We start from the raw sequence: 17,247 nt of genomic DNA, 5'->3' as shown, positions 1-17,247 counted from the left end.
TGTGTAAAAGTGAGGGCATGGCCCCTGACCACCTCAACCTCGCCGAAGCCATCCGGCGCCACGCCACCGAGCGGCCCGACGCCGTCGCGCTCGTCGAGCGAGGGGAGGCGCGCCGCCAGGTCACGTGGGCCGAGTTCGACGCCATGGTCGATGAGTCCGCCGCCGCGTACGCAGCGCTGGGCCTGCGGGCCGGCCAGCGCCTGGGGGTCGTCATGACCAACACCATCGAAGGGGCCGTCGCCTGGTTCGCCGGGCTCCGCGGCGGCGTCGTCATCGTGCCGGTGAACCCCGGCCTCACCGACCCGGAGATCGCCCGCGCCCTCGCGCACGCCGGCGCCGGGGCCGCCCTGTGCGACGACGACCGGCCGCTGGGTGACGGCGTACGCCGGGTCGTGCTGCACGGCCACCGTGACCTAGCCGGACCGACGCGTGTGGAGTCGGTTCCCGACCCGGAGAGCCTCGCGGCGATCGTCTACACGTCGGGCAGCCAAGGCGAGCCGCGCGGGGCGATGCTGACGCAACGGGCCCTGCTGGCCTATTGCGATGCGGCCGCCGAGGCCGGCGTCTCGACCCCCGACTCGATCGCGCTCGGCATGTTGCCGCTGTTCCACGCCTATGGGCTCAACGCCGTGCTCGGGTCGGCGGTCCACGCCGGGGCCACGACCGTCCTGGTCGAGGGGATGCCCGACGACATCTGCCAGCAGATCTTCGACGAGCGCATCTCCCACCTGCCGGTGACCCCGTCGGTGCTCTATCGCCTCGTCCAGGACGACGGGCTGACCGCAGCGGCCGGGTCGCTGCGGCTGGTCAGCTCGGGTGCGGCCCCGATGCCGGCGGTGCTGGGGGAGCGATTCACCCAGCTCACCGGCCGCCGGGTCGAGCAGGGCTATGGCCTGACCGAGGCCTCGCCCGGCGTCACCACCACCGTTGGCCACGAGCTCCGCGGTCCCGGCCACGTCGGGCGGCCCCTGCCGTGCGTCGAGGTGCGTACGGCAGGCGGGGAGCGCAGCGAGCCCGGTGCGCTGTCCGTGCGGGGCGCCAACCTGTTCTCCGGCTATTGGCCCGACGGTGCAGGCGGGCCCGACGCCGAGGGCTGGTTCCCCACCGGCGACATCGGCTATCTCCACGGCGACGACCTGTTCCTCGTCGACCGCGAGCGCGAGATCGTCATCGTGTCGGGCTTCAACGTCTTCCCCAGCGAGGTCGAGGAGGTGCTCGAACAGCACGACTCCGTGGACGCCGCCGCGGTGATCGGCCAGCCCGACGAGCACACCGGCGAGCGCGTCGTCGCGTTCGTCCAGGGGAAGAAGGTCCAGCTCGCCGGCGTACGCGCCCACGCGCGCGCCCACCTGGCGCGCTACAAGGTGCCGAGTGAGTTCGTGGTGCTGAAGTCGCTGCCGCGCACGCCGACCGGCAAGGTCCGCAAGGGCGCCCTGCGGGACATGCTCGACCGGGTGGAGGAGGAGTCGTGACCCAGAACCGCGTACGCGTCCTCACGCGACCCGGCTGCCACCTGTGCGTCGACGCACTCGACACGGTCACGCGCGTGTGCGGAGAGCTGGGCGTGGGCTGGGAGGAGGTCGACATCGACCTCGACCCCGCCCTGCGGGAGCTCTACACCGACCAGGTGCCGGTGACGTTCGTCGATGGCTACCAGCACGATTTCTGGCGCGTCGACGAGACGCGCCTGCGCGCCGCGCTCGCGGGCTGACCGGCCTGTCACGTTCGTCACATCGCTTGTGCACGGATTCACAAGCGGCCTAGTCTGCTGGTGACCAGAGTGTGGACCACACGGTGACCAGTGGGGAGGCGAGCCTCGTGGAGGGCGAAGCGCTGCGCCGCACCGGAATCCCGACAGCCACGGTCGCCCGTCTCTCGTCCTATCTGGGCGTGCTGAACGCGCTGGCCGCCCAGGGCGTCACCACCATCTCGTCCGGCGAGCTCGCCGAGGCGGCGGGCGTGAACCCGGCCCAGCTCCGCAAGGACCTGTCCCACCTGGGCTCCTACGGCATCCGTGGTGTGGGCTACGAGGTGGCGTACCTCCGCTTCCAGCTCGACCAGCACATCGGCTCGGCCGAGCACTGGCCCGTGATCATCGTCGGCGTCGGCAACCTCGGCCGCGCGCTGGTCAACCACGCGGGCTTCGCCGCCCGCGGCTTCCGCGTCACCGCGCTGTTCGACGACGCGCCCGGGCTGCTCGGGCGCGAGGTCGAGGGCGTACGCATCCACGCGATCGCCGACATCGATGCGGTCGTCGCCGATCCCGACGCCACGATCGGCGTCATCGCGACCCCCGCCACGGCCGCGCAGGACGTGGCCGAGCGCCTCGTCGCGGCCGGCATCCGCTGCCTGTTGAACTTCGCGCCGATCAACCTCGTCGTCCCCGATGACGTGACGGTGAGGAAGGTCGACCTTGGCTCGGAGCTGCAGATCCTCGCGTACCATCGGCAGTTGTCGCTGGCCGACGAGATCCGCTCGGACCCCGAGCGGCCGGATCCTGTTCGCCGGGACCCGGTCCCCGGCTGACCGGAGCATTACCCGCACCATCCCCGAGCACCACCCGTACCACCCGAGAGAAGGCCGCAAGTCGTGAGCATCCTGGTCGTGAGCGTCTCCCACAAGACGGCCCCCATGGACCTGCTGTCCCGCCTGACCCTCGACCCCGCCGGCGTCGCCAAGTTCGTGGGCGCGCTCGTCGCCGACGAGCACGTCGAGGAGGCGGTGGTGCTGTCGACCTGCAACCGCACCGAGGTGTACGCGGCCGTCACCCGCTTCCACGGCGGGCTCGCCGCCACGACCGACGGGCTGGCGACCGCGACCGGCGTCGGCCTCGACGTGGTGCAGGACTCGTGTGCGGTCTTCTATGACGAGGCCGCGGTCAGCCACTGCTTCTCGGTCACCTCGGGCCTCGACTCGATGGTCGCGGGCGAACACCAGATCCTCGGCCAGGTGCGCTCGGCGCTCGCCGCGGCCCAGGCCGAGGGGACCGTCGGCACGGCCTTGAACTCCCTGTTCCAGCAGGCCCTGCGCGTCGGCAAGCGCGTCCACTCCGAGACGTCGGCGGGCTCGGCCGGCCGGTCGCTCGTGACCGCCAGCCTCGACCTGCTCGACCGGCTCGACCGCCGGGTCGAGGGCCGCCGTGTCCTCATCGTCGGCGCCGGCTCGATGGCCGCGCTGGCCGCCCACACCGTCGCCGACCGCGGCGGCGACCTCACCCTGGTCAACCGCACGTTCGAGCGCGCCGACCACCTCGCCAGGGCCGTCGGCGGCCGCGCCCGCACGCTCGTCGAGCTCGACGACGCGCTGGCCCACGCCGACGTGCTGATCACCTGCACGGGCGCGCGCGGGCTCGTCATCGGCCCCGATCGCCTGGCGGGTACGCCGGTGCGCGGCGTCATCGACCTCGCCCTGCCCGCCGACGTGGCCGACGAGGTCGGCGACCTCGACGGCGTCGAGCTGGTCAACCTCGGCCGCCTCCAGACCGAGGGCGGCTTCGACGCCGCCGGCTCGCACGAGCTCGGCGCGGCCCACGAGCTGGTCGGCGGCGAGGTCAAGGACTTCCTCGGCCTGCGGCGCGCGGCCCAGGTCGCGCCGACCGTCGTGGCCCTGCGCACCATGGCCAACCAGGTCGTCGGCGCCGAGATGGATCGCCTCGACCACCGCCTGCCCGACCTGGACCCCGCCGCCCGCGACGAGATCGCCCAGACCGTCCGCCGCGTCGTCGAGAAGCTCCTCCACCAGCCCACGGTGCGCGTCAAGGAACTCGCGGCGCTGCCGGACTCACCGGACTATGCGGCCGCCCTGCGCGAGCTGTTCGCCCTCGACCACCGGGCCGTCGAGCAGGTGTCGCGCGGGTCGATCGAGGGCCTGTCCAACCACGTGCTCGACCTGCCGGCGAGCATGCGGTGACGGCGGGACCCTCCGCGGCCCGGTCGGCCGGCGAACCCGTCCGCATCGGCGCCCGCCGCTCCCCGCTCGCCGTCGCCCAGGCCGAGGCCACCGCGGCCGCCCTGGCCCGCCTCGGCATCGACGCCGTCCTCGTCGGCATCACCACCGAGGGCGACACCAACCGCCGCCACCTGACCGAGATCGGCGGCACCGGCGTCTTCGCCATGGCCGTCCGCGACGCCCTCCACGACGGCCGCATCGACATCGCCGTCCACTCGATGAAGGACCTGCCGACCGCGCCCGCCGAGGGTCTGGTGATCGCCGCGGTGCCCGAGCGCGAGGACGTCCGCGACGTGCTCGTCGGCCTCGCCCTCGACGACCTCGCCGACGGCACCGTGATCGGCACCGGATCGCCACGGCGTCAGGCCCAGCTGGAGGCGTACGCGGCCGCCCGCGGCATCGCGGTCGAGTTCCGACCGGTCCGTGGCAACGTCGACACCCGGCTGGGGCTGGTCCGCAGCGGCGAGGTCGACGCGACGGTGCTCGCCGCCGCCGGTCTGCGGCGGCTCGGCCGCCTCGACGGGTTGGACGTGACCCACCAGGTGCTGGAGCCCGGCGTACTGCTCCCGGCGGCGTCGCAGGGCGCCCTCGCCATCGAGGTCTCCGCCGCGAACCCCCGCGTACGCGACCTCGTCGCCCGCCTCGACCACGCGCCGACGCGCGCCCGCGTCGAGGCCGAGCGCACGTTCCTGCGCACGCTGGAGGCCGGTTGCCTCGCCCCCGTGGGGGTGCTGGCGACGGTCCGCGATGCGGGTGATATGAAGGACGATTTGACTCTCGACGCCGTTATTGGGAGAACTTGGGGGAGCGATTCGTCTCGACCCGGGGACGGGGTCCCGCTGCTGCGGGTGTCGGCCACGGGCGTGGCCGCCGCGGCCGCACAGCTGGGGACGTCCCTGGCCCAGCGGGCGCTGGCCGAGATGGGGAGCCAGCCACCTTCAACCCAGTGGTGACGGGCCCGAGCGTGAGCGCGGACCCGCAGCACGAGGCAGGACGCGGAGACAACGTTGAGCAACTCATCGGCCCGCACGTCGGCAGGCACGACCTCGACCCCCGCGGCGCCCGTCGCCCGCGGCCGGGTGATCTTCGTCGGGACCGGGCCGGGTGATCCCGACCTGTTGACCCTCGGCGCCGTCGCCGCGATCGCCGACGCGAGCGCGGTGGTCCTCGACCGCGACCACCTCCTGCCCCTGTTCGACCACCCGCAGGTCGCCTGCGCGGAGGGTGTCGAGCCCCAGGTGCTGCCCCTCCAGCAGAACGGCAAGTTCCTGCCGCCGTCGCAGCGGGCCAAGACCGTCCTGCGCCTCGCCGAGGCGGGGGGGCGCGTCGTGCGGCTCGTCGCCGGCGACCCGTTCCTCGACGGCGGCATCGCCGACGAGGCCGCGGCGTGCGTGCGCGGCGGCATCGAGTTCGAGGTCATCCCGGGTGTCTCGACGATGATGTCGGTGCCGGAATACGCGGGCGTTGCGCTCAGCAACCCCGCCGGGACCCACTTCGTCCACGCGCTGGACCGCATCACCAAGACACAGTCGGCCCAGTGGGCGCCGACCGGCACGCTGGTGATCTCGACCCGCGTCGGCCTGATCGCCGACGCCGCCGACGCGGCCCTCGCGACGGGCCGCCCCGACGACGAGTCGTGCCTCCTGACGGTGTTCGGCGGCTCGACCGAGCAGGCCACGGTCGCGTGTCCGCTCTCCGACCTCGCCGACGCGGCCGCCGAGCTCCAGCTCGACGACGAGGAGGCCGCCCACCTGATGATCGGCCCCGCGGTGGAGCAGCGGGAGGACCTGTCCTGGTATGAGACGAAGCCCCTGTTCGGCTGGCGCGTCCTCGTCCCCCGCACCAAGGACCAGGCGGCGCCGATGGCGAACCGCCTGCGCAGCTATGGCGCCCATTCCGAGGAGGTCCCGACCATCTCGGTGGAGCCGCCGCGCTCGCCCCAGCAGATGGAGAAGGCCGTACGCGGCCTCGTGGAGGGCCGCTACGAGTGGGTCGCCTTCACGTCGATCAACGCGGTGAAGGCCGTCCGCGAGCGCTTCGAGGACTACGGCCTGGACGCCCGCGCGTTCTCCGGCCTCAAGGTGGCCGCGGTCGGCGACGTCACCGCCGGCGCCCTGCAGGCCTGGGGCATCGAGCCCGACCTCGTCCCGACGGGCGAGCAGTCGGCCGCGGGTCTTGCGGCCGAGTGGCCGCCCTACGACGAGGTCCTCGACCCGATCAACCGCGTCTTCCTGCCGCGCGCCGACATCGCCACCGAGACGCTGTCGGCCGGCCTGTCGGAGCTGGGCTGGGAGGTCGAGGACGTCACGGCCTACCGCACCGTACGCGCGGCCCCGCCGCCCGCCGAGACGCGCGAGGCGATCAAGACCGGCCGCTTCGACGCCGTGGTGTTCACCTCGAGCTCGACCGTGCGCAACCTCGTCGGCATCGCCGGCAAGCCCCACGCCGCGACCGTCATCGCGGCCATCGGCCCGGCGACGGCCCGCACGTGCGAGGAGCACGGCCTGCGCGTCGACGTCATGGCGGCCAAGCCGGGTGCGGTCGACCTGGCCGACGCGCTCGCCAACTTCGCGGCCGCGCGCCGCGACCAGCTCGTGGGTGCCGGCGAGGCCGTCACCAAGCCCTCGGACCGCAAGGGCAACGGACGGCGGAAGCAGTGATGCCGGGCTTCGAGACCGTGCGCCCACGGCGCCTGCGCTCGACGCCGGCGTTGCGGGCGCTGGTCGCCGAGACCACGCTCGAGCCGCGCCAGCTGATCTGGCCGCTGTTCGTCGGCGAGGGCTTCAGCGAGCCCCGGCCGATTGCGTCCATGCCGGGCGTGGTCCAGCACACCATGGACTCGCTCAAGGCCGCGGCCACCCAGGCCGCCGAGGCCGGGCTGGCGGGCGTCATGCTGTTCGGCCTGCCCGCCGAGAAGGACGCCGACGGGTCGGGCGCCCTGGCCGACGACGGCATCCTCAACGTCGCGCTGCGCGAGGTGCGCTCCGAGGTCGGCGACGCCTGCCTCGTGATGTCGGACGTGTGCCTCGACGAGTTCACCGACCACGGCCACTGCGGCGTCCTCACCGAGTCGGGCGCGGTCGACAACGATGCGACCGTCTCGATGTATGCGGAGATGGCCGTCATGCACGCCGAGTGCGGCGCCCACGTCGTCGCGCCGTCGGGGATGATGGACGGCCAGGTCGGCGCGATCCGCGGGGCGCTCGACTCGGCCGGGTTCAGCGACACCGTGATCATGGCGTACGCGGCCAAGTACGCGTCCGCCTTCTATGGCCCCTTCCGCGAGGCCGTCGCGTCGTCGCTCACGGGCGACCGGAAGACCTATCAGCAGGACCCGGCGAACCTCCGCGAGGCGCTCCGCGAGATCGAGCTCGACGTCGCCGAGGGCGCCGACATCATCATGGTGAAGCCCGCGCTGGCGTACCTCGACGTGATCCGAGCCGCGCGCGAGGTCACCGACCTGCCGATCTCGGCCTACAACGTGTCGGGGGAGTACGCGATGGTCGAGGCCGCCGCGGCGAACGGCTGGATCGAGCGCGAGCGCGCGATCGACGAGACGCTGCTGTCGATCCGGCGGGCGGGTGCCGACATGGTGCTGTCCTACTGGGCGCTGGAGTGGGCGACGCGGCGCTGGGCGTAGGCGTACGCCGTCGTGCGGGGCGAACCCCGACAGTCAGCGCGAACCCGCCGTCGTGCGGGGCGAACCCCGAGAGTCAGCGCGAACCCTGCATGTGGGGTTCGTCGTGCACCGCAGGGTTCGTGCTCGAGGTTCCGTGTGACGGCGAACCCCGGCGTTCAGCGCGAACCCGCGGGGGGCGCCGGCGTCAGCGGCCGAGGACGCGTACGTAGGGGGCGACGAGGTCGGCGAACAGGTCGTTGTCCTCGATGGTCATCATGTCGAGTTGCATGCCGCGGGGGTCATGCAGGTACGCGCGCTCGCGGAAACCGGTCGAGGTCATGTCCGTCGAGATGCGCGGGACGACGTGGCCCCAGCGGGCCTGCACGCGTGGGGTGCGTACGCCCTCGCGCGAGACCAGCCAGCCGCTGAAGTTCCACTCCTCGCCGCGCATCAGGGTCGCCTTCGCCTCGTCGAGCTCGGCCCTCCGCGCGACGAGTGCGGGCGCGAGGACGTCGGCGATGTCTGACCAAGTGGCGTCCGACACCACGATGACCCCGTCGGGTGCGGCCACCGTCCAGACGTGGGTGCGGCGCGGGAACTCGTGCTCGGACAGGCGCAGCTCGCGCCGTGACCGGCAATGAGGCGTCGGCCGTCGATCATGACCAGACCCCGCTCGTAGCGGCGTACCTCCAGCTTCCGATCCGCGGCTGCGGCCTGGAACAGGAGGTATCCGACGGTGATCACGGCGGCCAGGACCGCGCCCGCCGTCGCACCCTGCCCCCACGTGAGGTCTTCCTCGGACGCTCCGAACAGGGCGCCGAGCACGGCGAGTCCGGGAATGCCCCACACCATGGCGAGGTCAGGATTCTGCTTGTCCACCGCCACGAGCGTGCCGAGCCCGTGTTGGGCGGCGCTGGCGTCCGCGGCGGGGTGTCGGGGGAGCACCTGCTGCCGGCTGAGGGTGTTGGCCACGAAAGGAAGGGTAGGGCTCGGTGGGTCGGTCGGGGCGCGTACGCTCCGGACATGCCCGCCGATCGCCTGGCCGACCTCGCGCGGCTGCGGCGTGTCCGGGACCGGATCGATCGCGAGTACGCGGAGCCGCTCGACGTCGAGGCCCTCGCTCGGGGGGGGGGGGGGGGGGGGGCGCACATGTCGGCGGGTCACCTGAGTCGCGAGTTCAAGCGGGCGTTCGGGGAGTCGCCGTACAGCTATCTGATGACGCGGCGCATCGAACGCGCCATGGTGCTGCTGCACGCGACGTCGCTGCCGGTGACCGAGGTCTGCTTCGCGGTGGGGTTCTCGTCGCTCGGCACGTTCAGCACGCGATTCGCCGAACTGGTGGGGGTGCCACCCTCGGCGTACCGGCGCGGGGGCGAGGGGCCGGTGGACGCGCTCCCGCCCTGCGTCGGCAAACAGGTGCGCCGCCTGGTCAGGAATCGAGAAGCGGACGAGGTTGCGGAGTCCTAGCGTTGCGGCCATGGACATCACCATTCACCAGACCTTCCTCCCGCACACCGACCCCGAGCAGTCGCTGGCGTTCTATCGCGACGTGCTCGGCTTCGAGGTCCGCCTCGACGTGGGCCAGGGCACCTGGCGGTGGATCACCGTCGGGCCGCCGAACCAGCCCGGCACGGCGATCGTGCTGCAGCCGCCGACGGCGGCGCCCGGCCTGAGCGACGCCGAGAAGACCATGATCACCGAGCTCGTGGCGAAGGGGTCGCTGTTCGCGGTGAACCTGGTGCCCCACGCGCTGGACGCGACGTTCGCGACGCTGGTCGAGCGCGGGGCGGAGGTCGTGCAGGAGCCGACGGACCAGCCGTACGGGATCCGGGACTGTGCGTTCCGCGACCCGGCGGGCAACCTGGTGCGGATGCAGGAGCTGAAGGACTGAAGGGGGCTCGGAGCGAGGGTGGCTTCGACTCGCTGGCGCTCGCTCAGCCAACGTTGGGGTACGCGCGCTCGCTCAGCCAACGTTGGGGTACGCGCGCTCGCTCAGCCAACGTTCTCCGAGCGAGGCCGCCTGCGGCCGAGACGAGGAGCTCCTCGACTCGCTGGCGCTCGCTCGGAGAGCGTTGGGGTTCGCGCGCTCGCTCAGCCAACGTTCTCCGAGCGAGGCCGCCCGCGGCCGAGACGAGGAGCTCCTCGACTCGCTGGCGCTCGCTCGGAGAACGTTCGGGTTCGCGCGCTCGCTTCGAGAACGTAGACTCCACTGTCGTGATCACCGACCGTTCCGCAGCCCTGTTCGACCGCGCCCAGCGCGTGATCCCCGGGGGCGTGAACTCTCCGGTCAGGGCCTTCAAGTCGGTCGGTGGGACGCCCCGATTCATCACCCGCGCCTCGGGTCCCTACATCTATGACGCCGACGACAACCGCTATGTCGACCTCGTCTGCTCGTGGGGCCCGATGTTGCTCGGCCACGCCCACCCTGAGGTCCTCGCCGCGGTCGGCCGCGCCGCCGTCGACGGCACCAGCTTCGGCGCCCCGACCGAGGTCGAGGTCGAGCTCGCCGAGGAGATCATCGGGCGTACGCCGGTCGAGCAGGTCCGTCTCGTCAGCTCCGGCACCGAGGCGACGATGTCGGTGCTCCGCCTCGCCCGCGGCATCACCGGGCGCGACAAGATCGTGAAGTTCGTCGGCTGCTATCACGGCCACGTCGACGCGCTGCTGGTGCAGGCCGGCTCGGGCGTCGCGACGCTCGGCATCCCCGGCACGCCGGGCGTCACCGAGGCCACGACCCACGACACGATCGTGTGCGAATACAACGACCGGGAGGCCGTCGAGCGGGCCTTCGCCGAGCACGGCGACCAGATCGCCTGCGTCATCACCGAGGCCGCGGCCGGCAACATGGGCGTCGTCCCGCCCGGCGTCGTCGACGGCGTCGGCTTCAACCAGTTCCTCGCCGACCTCTGCCGCCGCCACGGCGCGCTGTTCGTTTCCGACGAGGTCATGACGGGCTTCCGCGTGACCCGCGAGGGCCAGTTCGGCGTCGACGGCGTCGTCCCCGACCTCATGACGTTCGGCAAGGTCATGGGCGGCGGGTTCCCCGCCGCCGCGTTCGGCGGCCGCGCCGAGCTGATGGCCCACCTCGCCCCGGCGGGTGAGGTCTACCAGGCCGGTACGCTGTCGGGGAACCCGGTCGCCGCGACCGCCGGCCTGACGACTCTGCGCCTCGCCACCGACGACGTGTACGCCCGCGTCGCCGCCACCTCCGACACGCTGCGCGCCGAGGCCTCCGCCGCGCTGACGAAGGCCGGCGTACCCCACGTCGTGCAGGGCTCCGGCACGCTGTTCTCGATCTTCTTCACCGACGCCGACGCGGTGCCGGACTATCGCACCGCCTCGACGCAGGACACGGCCGCGTACGCCGCGTTCTTCCACGCGATGCTCGACGGCGGGGTCTATCTGCCGCCGTCGGCGTACGAGGCGTGGTTCGTGTCGTCGACCCACGACGACGCCGCGATGACACGTATTGTGGAGGCGCTGCCCACCGCGGCCGCCGCCGCGGCCCGCGCCTGACCGCTCACAGTTCAACGAGACCCCTGCAGAAACCGGAGCCCCGATGTCGACCGCACTCGTCCACCTGATGCGCCACGGCCAGGTGCACAACCCCGACGGCGTGCTGTATGAGCGCCTGCCCGACTTCCACCTCTCCGACATCGGGCGCGCGATGGCCGAGCGCATGGGCGAACACACCGCCGAGTTCGACCTCGCCCACCTGCGCTGCTCGCCGCTGGAGCGCGCCCGCGAGACGATGGAGCCGATCGCGCGCCGCCGGCCCGACCTCGAGGTCACCCTCGACGACCGCGTCATCGAGGCCGGCAACAAGCTCGCCGGTCGCGTGTTCACCGGGAAGGTCTCCCAGCTGATGCAGCCGGCGGTTCTGCGTCACCTCTACAACCCGCTGAAGCCCTCGTGGGGCGAGCCCTATCCGAAGATCGTGACCCGCATGCAGGCCGCGATCCGCGACGCCGCCGAGGCCGCGAACGGCCGCGAGGCGCTCATCGTGTCCCACCAGCTGCCGATCTGGATCACGCGCCTGGCCGCCGAGGGCCGCCCTCTGGTCCACGACCCGCGACGCCGCGAGTGCACCCTCGCGTCGATCACCACGCTCGAGGTCACCGACGGCCGCATCACGCGGGTGTCGTACGCCGAGCCCGCCCTCGACCTCGTGCCCGTCAAGGACACCGAGAAGTCGAAGAAGTTCGTCGCGGGCGCCTGAGTTGTCCCCCGACGTTCTCCGAGCGAGCGCCAGCGAGACGAGGAGCGCCCTCCTCGCCGCTCTCTGCGCCGCCGTGCTCGCACTCACCGGGTGCACCACCGGCGGCGGCTCCGGCGGTCAGGAGGGCTTCGTGTCGGGCTCGACCGGGCTGACGCGTGTCGAGGTCGCCAAGCGGAAGCCGGCGCCCGTGGCCAAGGGGCCCGGGCTCGACGGGGGAGAGGTGACCACCGCACACCCCGGCAGGGTCGTCGTCGTGAACGTGTGGGGCTCGTGGTGTGCGCCGTGCCGCAAGGAGGCCCCCGACCTGCAACGCGCGGCCGAACAGACCCGCGACATCGCCCAGTTCGTCGGCATCGACACCCGCGACCCCGACCCCGCCCCCGCGCGCGCGTTCCAGCGGAGCTTCGGCGTGACCTACCCGTCGATCCATGACCCGCAGGCCTCCCAGCTGCTCGTGTTCTCGGGCGAGCTGCCGCCGTCCGGCATCCCGTCGACCCTCGTCATCGACCCCCAGGGCCGCGTCGCCGCGCGCGTGATCGGGGTCGTCGACACCACCACGCTCGTCGGACTTGTGCGCGACACGGCGGAGGGACGCTGATGGTCCCGCTCGACCTGTTCCTGCTCGCTCCCCTCGACGTGCACCTGCTCGCTCCGCTCGACGTGCACCTGCTCGCTCCCCTCGACGTCGGCCGCTGGGCCCAGGAGGTCGTCGGCGGCGGCAACCTGCTCGTCGCCCTCCCCGTCGCCGCGCTCGCCGGCCTCGTCTCGTTCTTCTCGCCCTGCGTGCTGCCGCTGCTGCCCGGCTACCTCTCCTACGCCACCGGGCTGTCCGCCGCCGAGGTCGTCGAGGGCCGCGGCGCCCGCGGCCGCATGTTGCTCGGCACCCTCGGCTTCGTCCTCGGCTTCGCCCTGGTGTTCGTCGCCTCGGGCGCCCTCGCGGGCACCCTGGGCAGCTTCCTCCTCGCGTACGCCCGGCCCATCACCATCGTGCTCGGCCTGCTGACCATCCTGTTGGGGCTGATGTTCGCGGGCGTCGTCCGGCTCGGCCAGCGCGACCTGCGGTTCCACCGCGTGCCGCGCGTCGGCGTCGCGGCCTCGCCGCTGCTCGGCGTCCTGTTCGGCCTCGGCTGGACGCCCTGCATCGGCCCGACCCTCGGCGTCGTCCTGTCCCTGTCCCTCAACGAGGGCTCGGCGGTGCGCGGCGGCGTCCTGGCCTTCGCGTACGCACTGGGGCTCGGCCTGCCGTTCGTCGTCGCGAGCCTGGCCTTCGTCCGCTTCGGCCGCGCCCTCGCCGTGGTGAAGCGCCATCAGGGCCTCGTGATGAAGCTCGGCGGCGCGACCATGGTGCTCGTCGGCCTGCTGCTCGTCACCGGGCTGTGGGACGTCCTGATGGCCGGCCTGCGCCAGTGGGCCGCCGGCTTCGGGACCGTCCTCTGATGGCGCGCCGCGACACCACGCCCGCGGAATCGCTGTCGCTGAAGGAGGCGCTGCGGTTCGGCTGGACCCAGCTGACGTCGATGCGGACGGCGCTGACGCTGCTGTTCGTCGGCGCGCTGGCGGCGATCCCGGGATCGCTGATCCCGCAGCGCCCGGTGTCGCCGATCCAGGTGCGCGACTTCATGGTGCAGCACCCGAACCTCGGCTGGGTCTACGACAAGGTCGGGCTGTTCGAGGTCTACACGTCTCCGTGGTTCTCGGCGATCTACCTGCTCCTGCTCGTCTCCCTGATCGGCTGCATCATCCCCCGCATCGGGGTGTACGCGAAGGCCGCGCGCGCCGAGCCCGTCGCCACGCCGCGCAACCTGCTCCGCCTGCCGGTGAGCGGGCGGGCGTACGCGCGGGACGACGCGCTCGACCGCGCCGAGGCCTTCCTGCGCGGCCGGCGCTTCCGCGTACGCCGGCTCGACGAGGGCGACGGCGTCGCGAGCGTCTCTGCCGAGCGGGGCTATCTGCGGGAGGCCGGCAACCTCGTCTTCCACGTGTCGCTGGTGACGCTGCTGCTGGGGATCGCGACCGGCGTGCTGCTGGGCTATCGCGGCACGTCGGTGGTGCTGGTGGGGCAGGGGTTCTCGAACACGCTGAGCCAGTACGACGACATCAGCTCCGGCGCGAGCTTCACCGACCGCGACCTCGAGCCGTTCACCGTGCTCGTCGACCGCTTCACGGTCCGGTTCGAGACGAGCCGCGTCAACACCGGCGCCCCCCGCGAGTTCACGGCGAACGTCCGCGTCGTCGAGAAGCCGGGCGCCGCCCCGCGCGCCGGCACCATCGAGGTCAACCACCCGCTCGAACTCGGCGCGACGCAGGTCCACCTGCTCGGCCACGGCTATGCGCCGCGCATGACCGTCCGCGACGGCGCCGGCCAGGTCGCGTGGTCGGGGCCGTCGATCTTCCTGCCGCAGGACGGCAACTTCACCTCCGCCGGCGTCGTCAACGCCGTCGACGCGCGGCCCGAGCGCATCGCGCTCGAGGGGTTCTTCCTGCCGACCGCGACGGTCGACCAGCGCGGCCCGCGGTCGCTGTTCCCCGACGCGTTCAATCCGGAACTGTTCCTCACGGCCTACCACGGGCCGCCGCTCGTCGAGACCGGAGTGCCCGAGAACGTCTATTCGCTGAACAAGCAGGGCCTGACCCAGTTCCAGCGCGACGGCCAGCCGCTGCGCATCCGCATGAAGCCCGGCGAGACCCTCGACCTGCCCGACGGCCGTGGCTCGGTCACGTTCGACGGCTATGAGCGCTGGGTGAAGCTCCAGATCTCCCACACACCGGGGCTGTGGCTCGTCCTGGGCTCGCTCGTGGTCGGCGTGACCGGGCTCTGCCTGAGCCTGTTCGTGCGCCCGCGGCGGGTGTGGGTCCGCGTACGCCCGGGTGATGCTGTCGACGGAACCGGCGTACGCATGGTGGAGGTCGCGGGTCTCGACCGCGCCGATGCGCGGGCCGGGCTGGACGACGAGGTCGAGGCGCTGGCCGCCGAGGTGGCGCGCGACGATGTCGCGATCGGGGCCGACGTGGGGGATGATCGCAGGACAGGCTCGGCGGAAGGGGAGCGCGCGTGAGGTTCATGGCGGAATATTCGATGCTGGCGATGGTGACCGCAGCGGTGGTCTATCTGTTCGCCGTGATCGCCCACGCCGCCGAATGGGCGGCCGCGCGCAACGCCGTGACGACCGTCGAGCGGCGCCGCCGGCGCATCCTGGTCGGCCCGGGCGGCGTGAACGAGCCCGTCGACGTGCCGGAGGCGGCGATCCCGGCTCCCGAGGTCGAGTCGCGGGAGACCGACGCCGACCGGCTGCGGACGGACAAGTGGGGCCGCATCGGCATCGCCCTCACGGTCGTCGGCCTTGCCTCCCACGTGTTCGCGGTCGTCGGCCGCGGCATCGCTGCGGGCCGCTGGCCCTGGGGCAACATGTATGAGTTCACCAGCTCGTCCCTGGTCTTCGTCGTCGCGGTCTATCTCGTGCTGGCCACGCGCTTCCGCATGCGGTGGCTCGGCCTTCCGGTGACCATGATCGCGTCGATCGGGCTGGGGCTCGCGGTGACGGTGTTCTATGTCGAGGTCGGTCCGCTGGTGCCGGCGCTCCACTCGGCCTGGTTCCTGTTCCACATCCTCGCCGCGACCGTCGCCTGCGCGGCGTTCACGATCGGCGGCATCGCCTCGATCCTCTATCTCGTGCAGCAGCGCGCCGAGGCCGACGGCGTCGTCCACGGCTATCTGGCGAAGGCCCCGTCGTCGGAGGCCATGGACCGCCTCGCGTACCGCACCCTGGCGTTCGCCTTCCCGCTGTTCACCTTCGTCATCGCGGCGGGCGCCATCTGGGCCCAGTACGCGTGGGGCCGCTATTGGGGTTGGGACCCCAAGGAGACCTGGTCGCTGATCACGTGGGCGATCTATGCCGCGTACCTCCACGCGCGCGCCACCGCCGGCTGGAAGGGCCGCCGCGCCGCGGTCATCGCCATCATCGGCATGGTGTCGTTCTGGTGGAACTTCGTGGGCGTGAACCTGTTCGTGCAGGGCCTGCACTCGTACGCGAAGTGAGTCCTTCCGAACGTTCTCCGAGCGAGCCCGCACGCTCTCCGAGCGAGCGCAGCGAGTCGAGGAGTCCGAGCGAGTCGAGGAGCGCGGCGTCCGCGCCCAGCCCCGCCGTCGTCACCCTGGCGCTCGCGGCGCTGTCGATGTATGGCCCCTTCACCACCGACACCGTCTTCCCCGGCTTCGCCCAGATGGGCGCCCAGTTCGGCGCCGACGACGCCGCGCTGCAACAGATCACGTCGGTCTATCTGCTGGCGTTCGCGATCGCGGGCCTGTTCCACGGGCCGATCTCCGACGCGGTGGGCCGCCGGCCGGTGATGCTGGCGTCGACGCTGCTGTATTCGCTGACCTCGGTGGGCTGCGCCCTGGCCCCGTCGCTGCCGGTGCTGCTGGTGTTCCGCGTCGCGCAGGGCGCGTTCGCGGCGGGCGGCCTGATCATGTCGCGGACGGTGGTGCGGGACCTGTACGCGGGGCCCGAGGCCCAGCGGCTGATGAGCCGCGTGGCGATGATCTTCGCCGTCGCCCCGGCCGTGGCGCCCATCATCGGGGGGCTGCTGCTCGGGCTCGGGCGCTGGCCGGTGATCTTCTGGTTCCTGGTCGCGTACGGGCTACTCACCTGTGCCTGCGCGGCGCTGCTGCCGGAGACCCACCCGGCGGACCGGCGTACGCCGTTGCGCTTGGGCACCCAGTTGGCGTCGCTGTGGCAGGTGGTCCGGCACGGGTCCTTCCAGCGCATCGCGTGGGCGTCGGCGCTGGGGTTCTCGGGCCAATTCCTCTATGTGGCGGCGGCACCGATCTTCGTGGTCTCGCTGCTGGGCAAGGGGGAGCGCGACTTCTGGATGTTCTTCGTGCCCATGATCACCGGCATGATGCTCGGCGCGTTCGCGCAGGGGCGGCTCGCGGGGCGGATGGCGGCGCCGAAGCTGGCGGGGATCGGGTTCGTGATCTCGGTGGTGGGGTGCGTGCTGAACGTGGCGCTGATGGCGGCGGGCCTGCAGGCGCTGCCGTGGCCCGTCGTGGCGCCCGCGATCATCGCGTTCGGCAACCAGCTGTTCTTCCCGATCACCCAGTTGTCGATGCTGGACCTGTTCCCGGAGCGGCGCGGGGCGGCGGCGTCGATGGGGTCGTTCGTGTCGCTGCTGATCTATGCGGCGGTGGCGGGGCTGGTGGTGCCGCTGGTGACGGGGTCGCTGGTGGTGCTGGCGGCGGCGAGTCTGGGGTTCGTGGTGGCGGGCTGGGTGCTGTGGAGCTGGCACCGGCGGTGGCTGGGGCGAAGCGGGGGCGCGGGCGCGACGGAGTGAGCCCGGCGGAGTCGAGCGCGAACCCTGAGATTCGGCGCGAACCCCGGGCCGCGCAGCGCGAACCCTGGGGTGCGGCGCGAACCCTGCATGCGGGGTTCGTGGCGAACGGTGGGGTTCGTGCTCGAGGGCG

The 17,247-nt window shown here is 72.4% G+C and carries 17 protein-coding genes; 16 read left to right on the top strand and 1 reads right to left on the bottom strand.

Features of this window, described 5'->3' with window-relative positions; translation table 11 throughout:
• Nucleotides 1-17: 17 nt before the first annotated feature.
• The 7 genes from ACYVAG_RS14925 to hemB all read left to right on the top strand — a co-directional run bounded on the left by ACYVAG_RS14925 (nucleotide 18) and on the right by hemB (nucleotide 7,588).
• Complete coding sequence (locus ACYVAG_RS14925) at nucleotides 18-1,472, top strand: class I adenylate-forming enzyme family protein (RefSeq protein WP_460770939.1); 1,455 nt, start codon at nucleotides 18-20, stop codon at nucleotides 1,470-1,472.
• Nucleotides 1,469-1,711, top strand: a complete 243-nt coding sequence (locus ACYVAG_RS14920; RefSeq protein ID WP_460770937.1) for a glutaredoxin family protein — start codon at nucleotides 1,469-1,471, stop codon at nucleotides 1,709-1,711. The genes ACYVAG_RS14925 and ACYVAG_RS14920 overlap by 4 nt, the downstream gene beginning before the upstream one ends.
• Before the next feature lie 107 nt (nucleotides 1,712-1,818).
• Nucleotides 1,819-2,526, top strand: coding sequence for a redox-sensing transcriptional repressor Rex (locus ACYVAG_RS14915; protein ID WP_460770935.1), 708 nt, complete (start codon nucleotides 1,819-1,821; stop codon nucleotides 2,524-2,526).
• A gap of 63 nt (nucleotides 2,527-2,589) precedes the next feature.
• Entirely contained in the window at nucleotides 2,590-3,909 is a 1,320-nt protein-coding gene (locus tag ACYVAG_RS14910) for a glutamyl-tRNA reductase (RefSeq protein ID WP_460770933.1), read from the top strand.
• Nucleotides 3,906-4,901, top strand: coding sequence for a hydroxymethylbilane synthase (gene hemC / locus ACYVAG_RS14905; RefSeq protein ID WP_460770931.1), 996 nt, complete (start codon nucleotides 3,906-3,908; stop codon nucleotides 4,899-4,901). The genes ACYVAG_RS14910 and hemC overlap by 4 nt, the downstream gene beginning before the upstream one ends.
• A 54-nt stretch (nucleotides 4,902-4,955) precedes the next feature.
• Nucleotides 4,956-6,608, top strand: coding sequence for a bifunctional uroporphyrinogen-III C-methyltransferase/uroporphyrinogen-III synthase (locus ACYVAG_RS14900; RefSeq protein ID WP_460770930.1), 1,653 nt, complete (start codon nucleotides 4,956-4,958; stop codon nucleotides 6,606-6,608).
• The gene (gene hemB, locus ACYVAG_RS14895; RefSeq protein WP_460770927.1) at nucleotides 6,608-7,588 is read left to right on the top strand and encodes a porphobilinogen synthase; all 981 of its coding nucleotides are present in this window, start codon (nucleotides 6,608-6,610) and stop codon (nucleotides 7,586-7,588) included. The genes ACYVAG_RS14900 and hemB overlap by 1 nt, the downstream gene beginning before the upstream one ends.
• A gap of 184 nt (nucleotides 7,589-7,772) precedes the next feature.
• Here hemB and ACYVAG_RS14890 read toward each other — a convergent pair whose 3' ends face one another.
• Nucleotides 7,773-8,138 (bottom strand): hypothetical protein, encoded by a 366-nt coding sequence (locus ACYVAG_RS14890; RefSeq protein WP_460770925.1) that lies wholly within the window; start codon nucleotides 8,136-8,138, stop codon nucleotides 7,773-7,775.
• A 452-nt stretch (nucleotides 8,139-8,590) separates the two neighbouring features.
• Between ACYVAG_RS14890 and ACYVAG_RS14885 the strand changes: the two genes are divergently transcribed.
• The 9 genes from ACYVAG_RS14885 (at nucleotide 8,591) to ACYVAG_RS14845 (ending at nucleotide 17,117) form a co-directional block, all read left to right on the top strand.
• Nucleotides 8,591-9,034 carry a helix-turn-helix transcriptional regulator gene (locus ACYVAG_RS14885; protein WP_460770923.1) on the top strand — a complete coding sequence of 148 codons (444 nt, stop codon included), beginning with the start codon at nucleotides 8,591-8,593 and terminating at the stop codon, nucleotides 9,032-9,034.
• Between the two features lie 10 nt (nucleotides 9,035-9,044).
• A complete protein-coding gene (locus tag ACYVAG_RS14880; protein ID WP_460770921.1) occupies nucleotides 9,045-9,458 on the top strand; it encodes a VOC family protein in 414 nt (137 codons plus the stop codon).
• A 323-nt stretch (nucleotides 9,459-9,781) separates the two neighbouring features.
• Nucleotides 9,782-11,083, top strand: a complete 1,302-nt coding sequence (hemL, locus tag ACYVAG_RS14875) for a glutamate-1-semialdehyde 2,1-aminomutase (RefSeq protein ID WP_460770920.1) — start codon at nucleotides 9,782-9,784, stop codon at nucleotides 11,081-11,083.
• A gap of 43 nt (nucleotides 11,084-11,126) precedes the next feature.
• Nucleotides 11,127-11,786 carry a histidine phosphatase family protein gene (locus tag ACYVAG_RS14870; RefSeq protein WP_460770918.1) on the top strand — a complete coding sequence of 220 codons (660 nt, stop codon included), beginning with the start codon at nucleotides 11,127-11,129 and terminating at the stop codon, nucleotides 11,784-11,786.
• A 1-nt stretch (nucleotide 11,787) separates the two neighbouring features.
• On the top strand, nucleotides 11,788-12,384 hold the full coding sequence (locus ACYVAG_RS14865) for a TlpA family protein disulfide reductase (RefSeq protein ID WP_460770916.1): 597 nt from the start codon (nucleotides 11,788-11,790) through the stop codon (nucleotides 12,382-12,384).
• 125 nt (nucleotides 12,385-12,509) lie between these two features.
• Nucleotides 12,510-13,223: a cytochrome c biogenesis CcdA family protein gene (locus ACYVAG_RS14860; RefSeq protein WP_460771019.1), complete on the top strand. Its 714-nt coding sequence runs from the start codon at nucleotides 12,510-12,512 to the stop codon at nucleotides 13,221-13,223.
• Nucleotides 13,223-14,842 (top strand): cytochrome c biogenesis protein ResB, encoded by a 1,620-nt coding sequence (gene resB / locus ACYVAG_RS14855; RefSeq protein WP_460770915.1) that lies wholly within the window; start codon nucleotides 13,223-13,225, stop codon nucleotides 14,840-14,842. The genes ACYVAG_RS14860 and resB overlap by 1 nt, the downstream gene beginning before the upstream one ends.
• Before the next feature lie 5 nt (nucleotides 14,843-14,847).
• Entirely contained in the window at nucleotides 14,848-15,822 is a 975-nt protein-coding gene (gene ccsB, locus ACYVAG_RS14850; RefSeq protein ID WP_460771017.1) for a c-type cytochrome biogenesis protein CcsB, read from the top strand.
• The gene (locus ACYVAG_RS14845; protein WP_460770913.1) at nucleotides 15,819-17,117 is read left to right on the top strand and encodes a multidrug effflux MFS transporter; all 1,299 of its coding nucleotides are present in this window, start codon (nucleotides 15,819-15,821) and stop codon (nucleotides 17,115-17,117) included. Before ccsB ends, ACYVAG_RS14845 begins: the two co-directional genes overlap by 4 nt.
• Nucleotides 17,118-17,247 lie beyond the last annotated feature (130 nt).

This window comes from Mariniluteicoccus flavus (assembly GCF_054776655.1).
The sequence above is the reverse complement of the archived record's forward strand: the minus strand, read 5'-3'. Positions and strand labels throughout refer to the sequence as shown.

Excerpts from the sequence above, each read along its gene's own strand:
- ACYVAG_RS14925 (WP_460770939.1), top strand. The coding sequence starts at position 18 with ATGGCCCCTGACCACCTCAACCTCGCCGAAGCCATCCGGCGCCACGCC.
- ccsB (WP_460771017.1), top strand. The coding sequence starts at position 14,848 with ATGGCGGAATATTCGATGCTGGCGATGGTGACCGCAGCGGTGGTCTAT.
- ACYVAG_RS14885 (WP_460770923.1), top strand. The coding sequence starts at position 8,591 with ATGCCCGCCGATCGCCTGGCCGACCTCGCGCGGCTGCGGCGTGTCCGG.
- ACYVAG_RS14880 (WP_460770921.1), top strand. The coding sequence starts at position 9,045 with ATGGACATCACCATTCACCAGACCTTCCTCCCGCACACCGACCCCGAG.
- hemB (WP_460770927.1), top strand. The coding sequence starts at position 6,608 with ATGCCGGGCTTCGAGACCGTGCGCCCACGGCGCCTGCGCTCGACGCCG.
- resB (WP_460770915.1), top strand. The coding sequence starts at position 13,223 with ATGGCGCGCCGCGACACCACGCCCGCGGAATCGCTGTCGCTGAAGGAG.
- ACYVAG_RS14870 (WP_460770918.1), top strand. The coding sequence starts at position 11,127 with ATGTCGACCGCACTCGTCCACCTGATGCGCCACGGCCAGGTGCACAAC.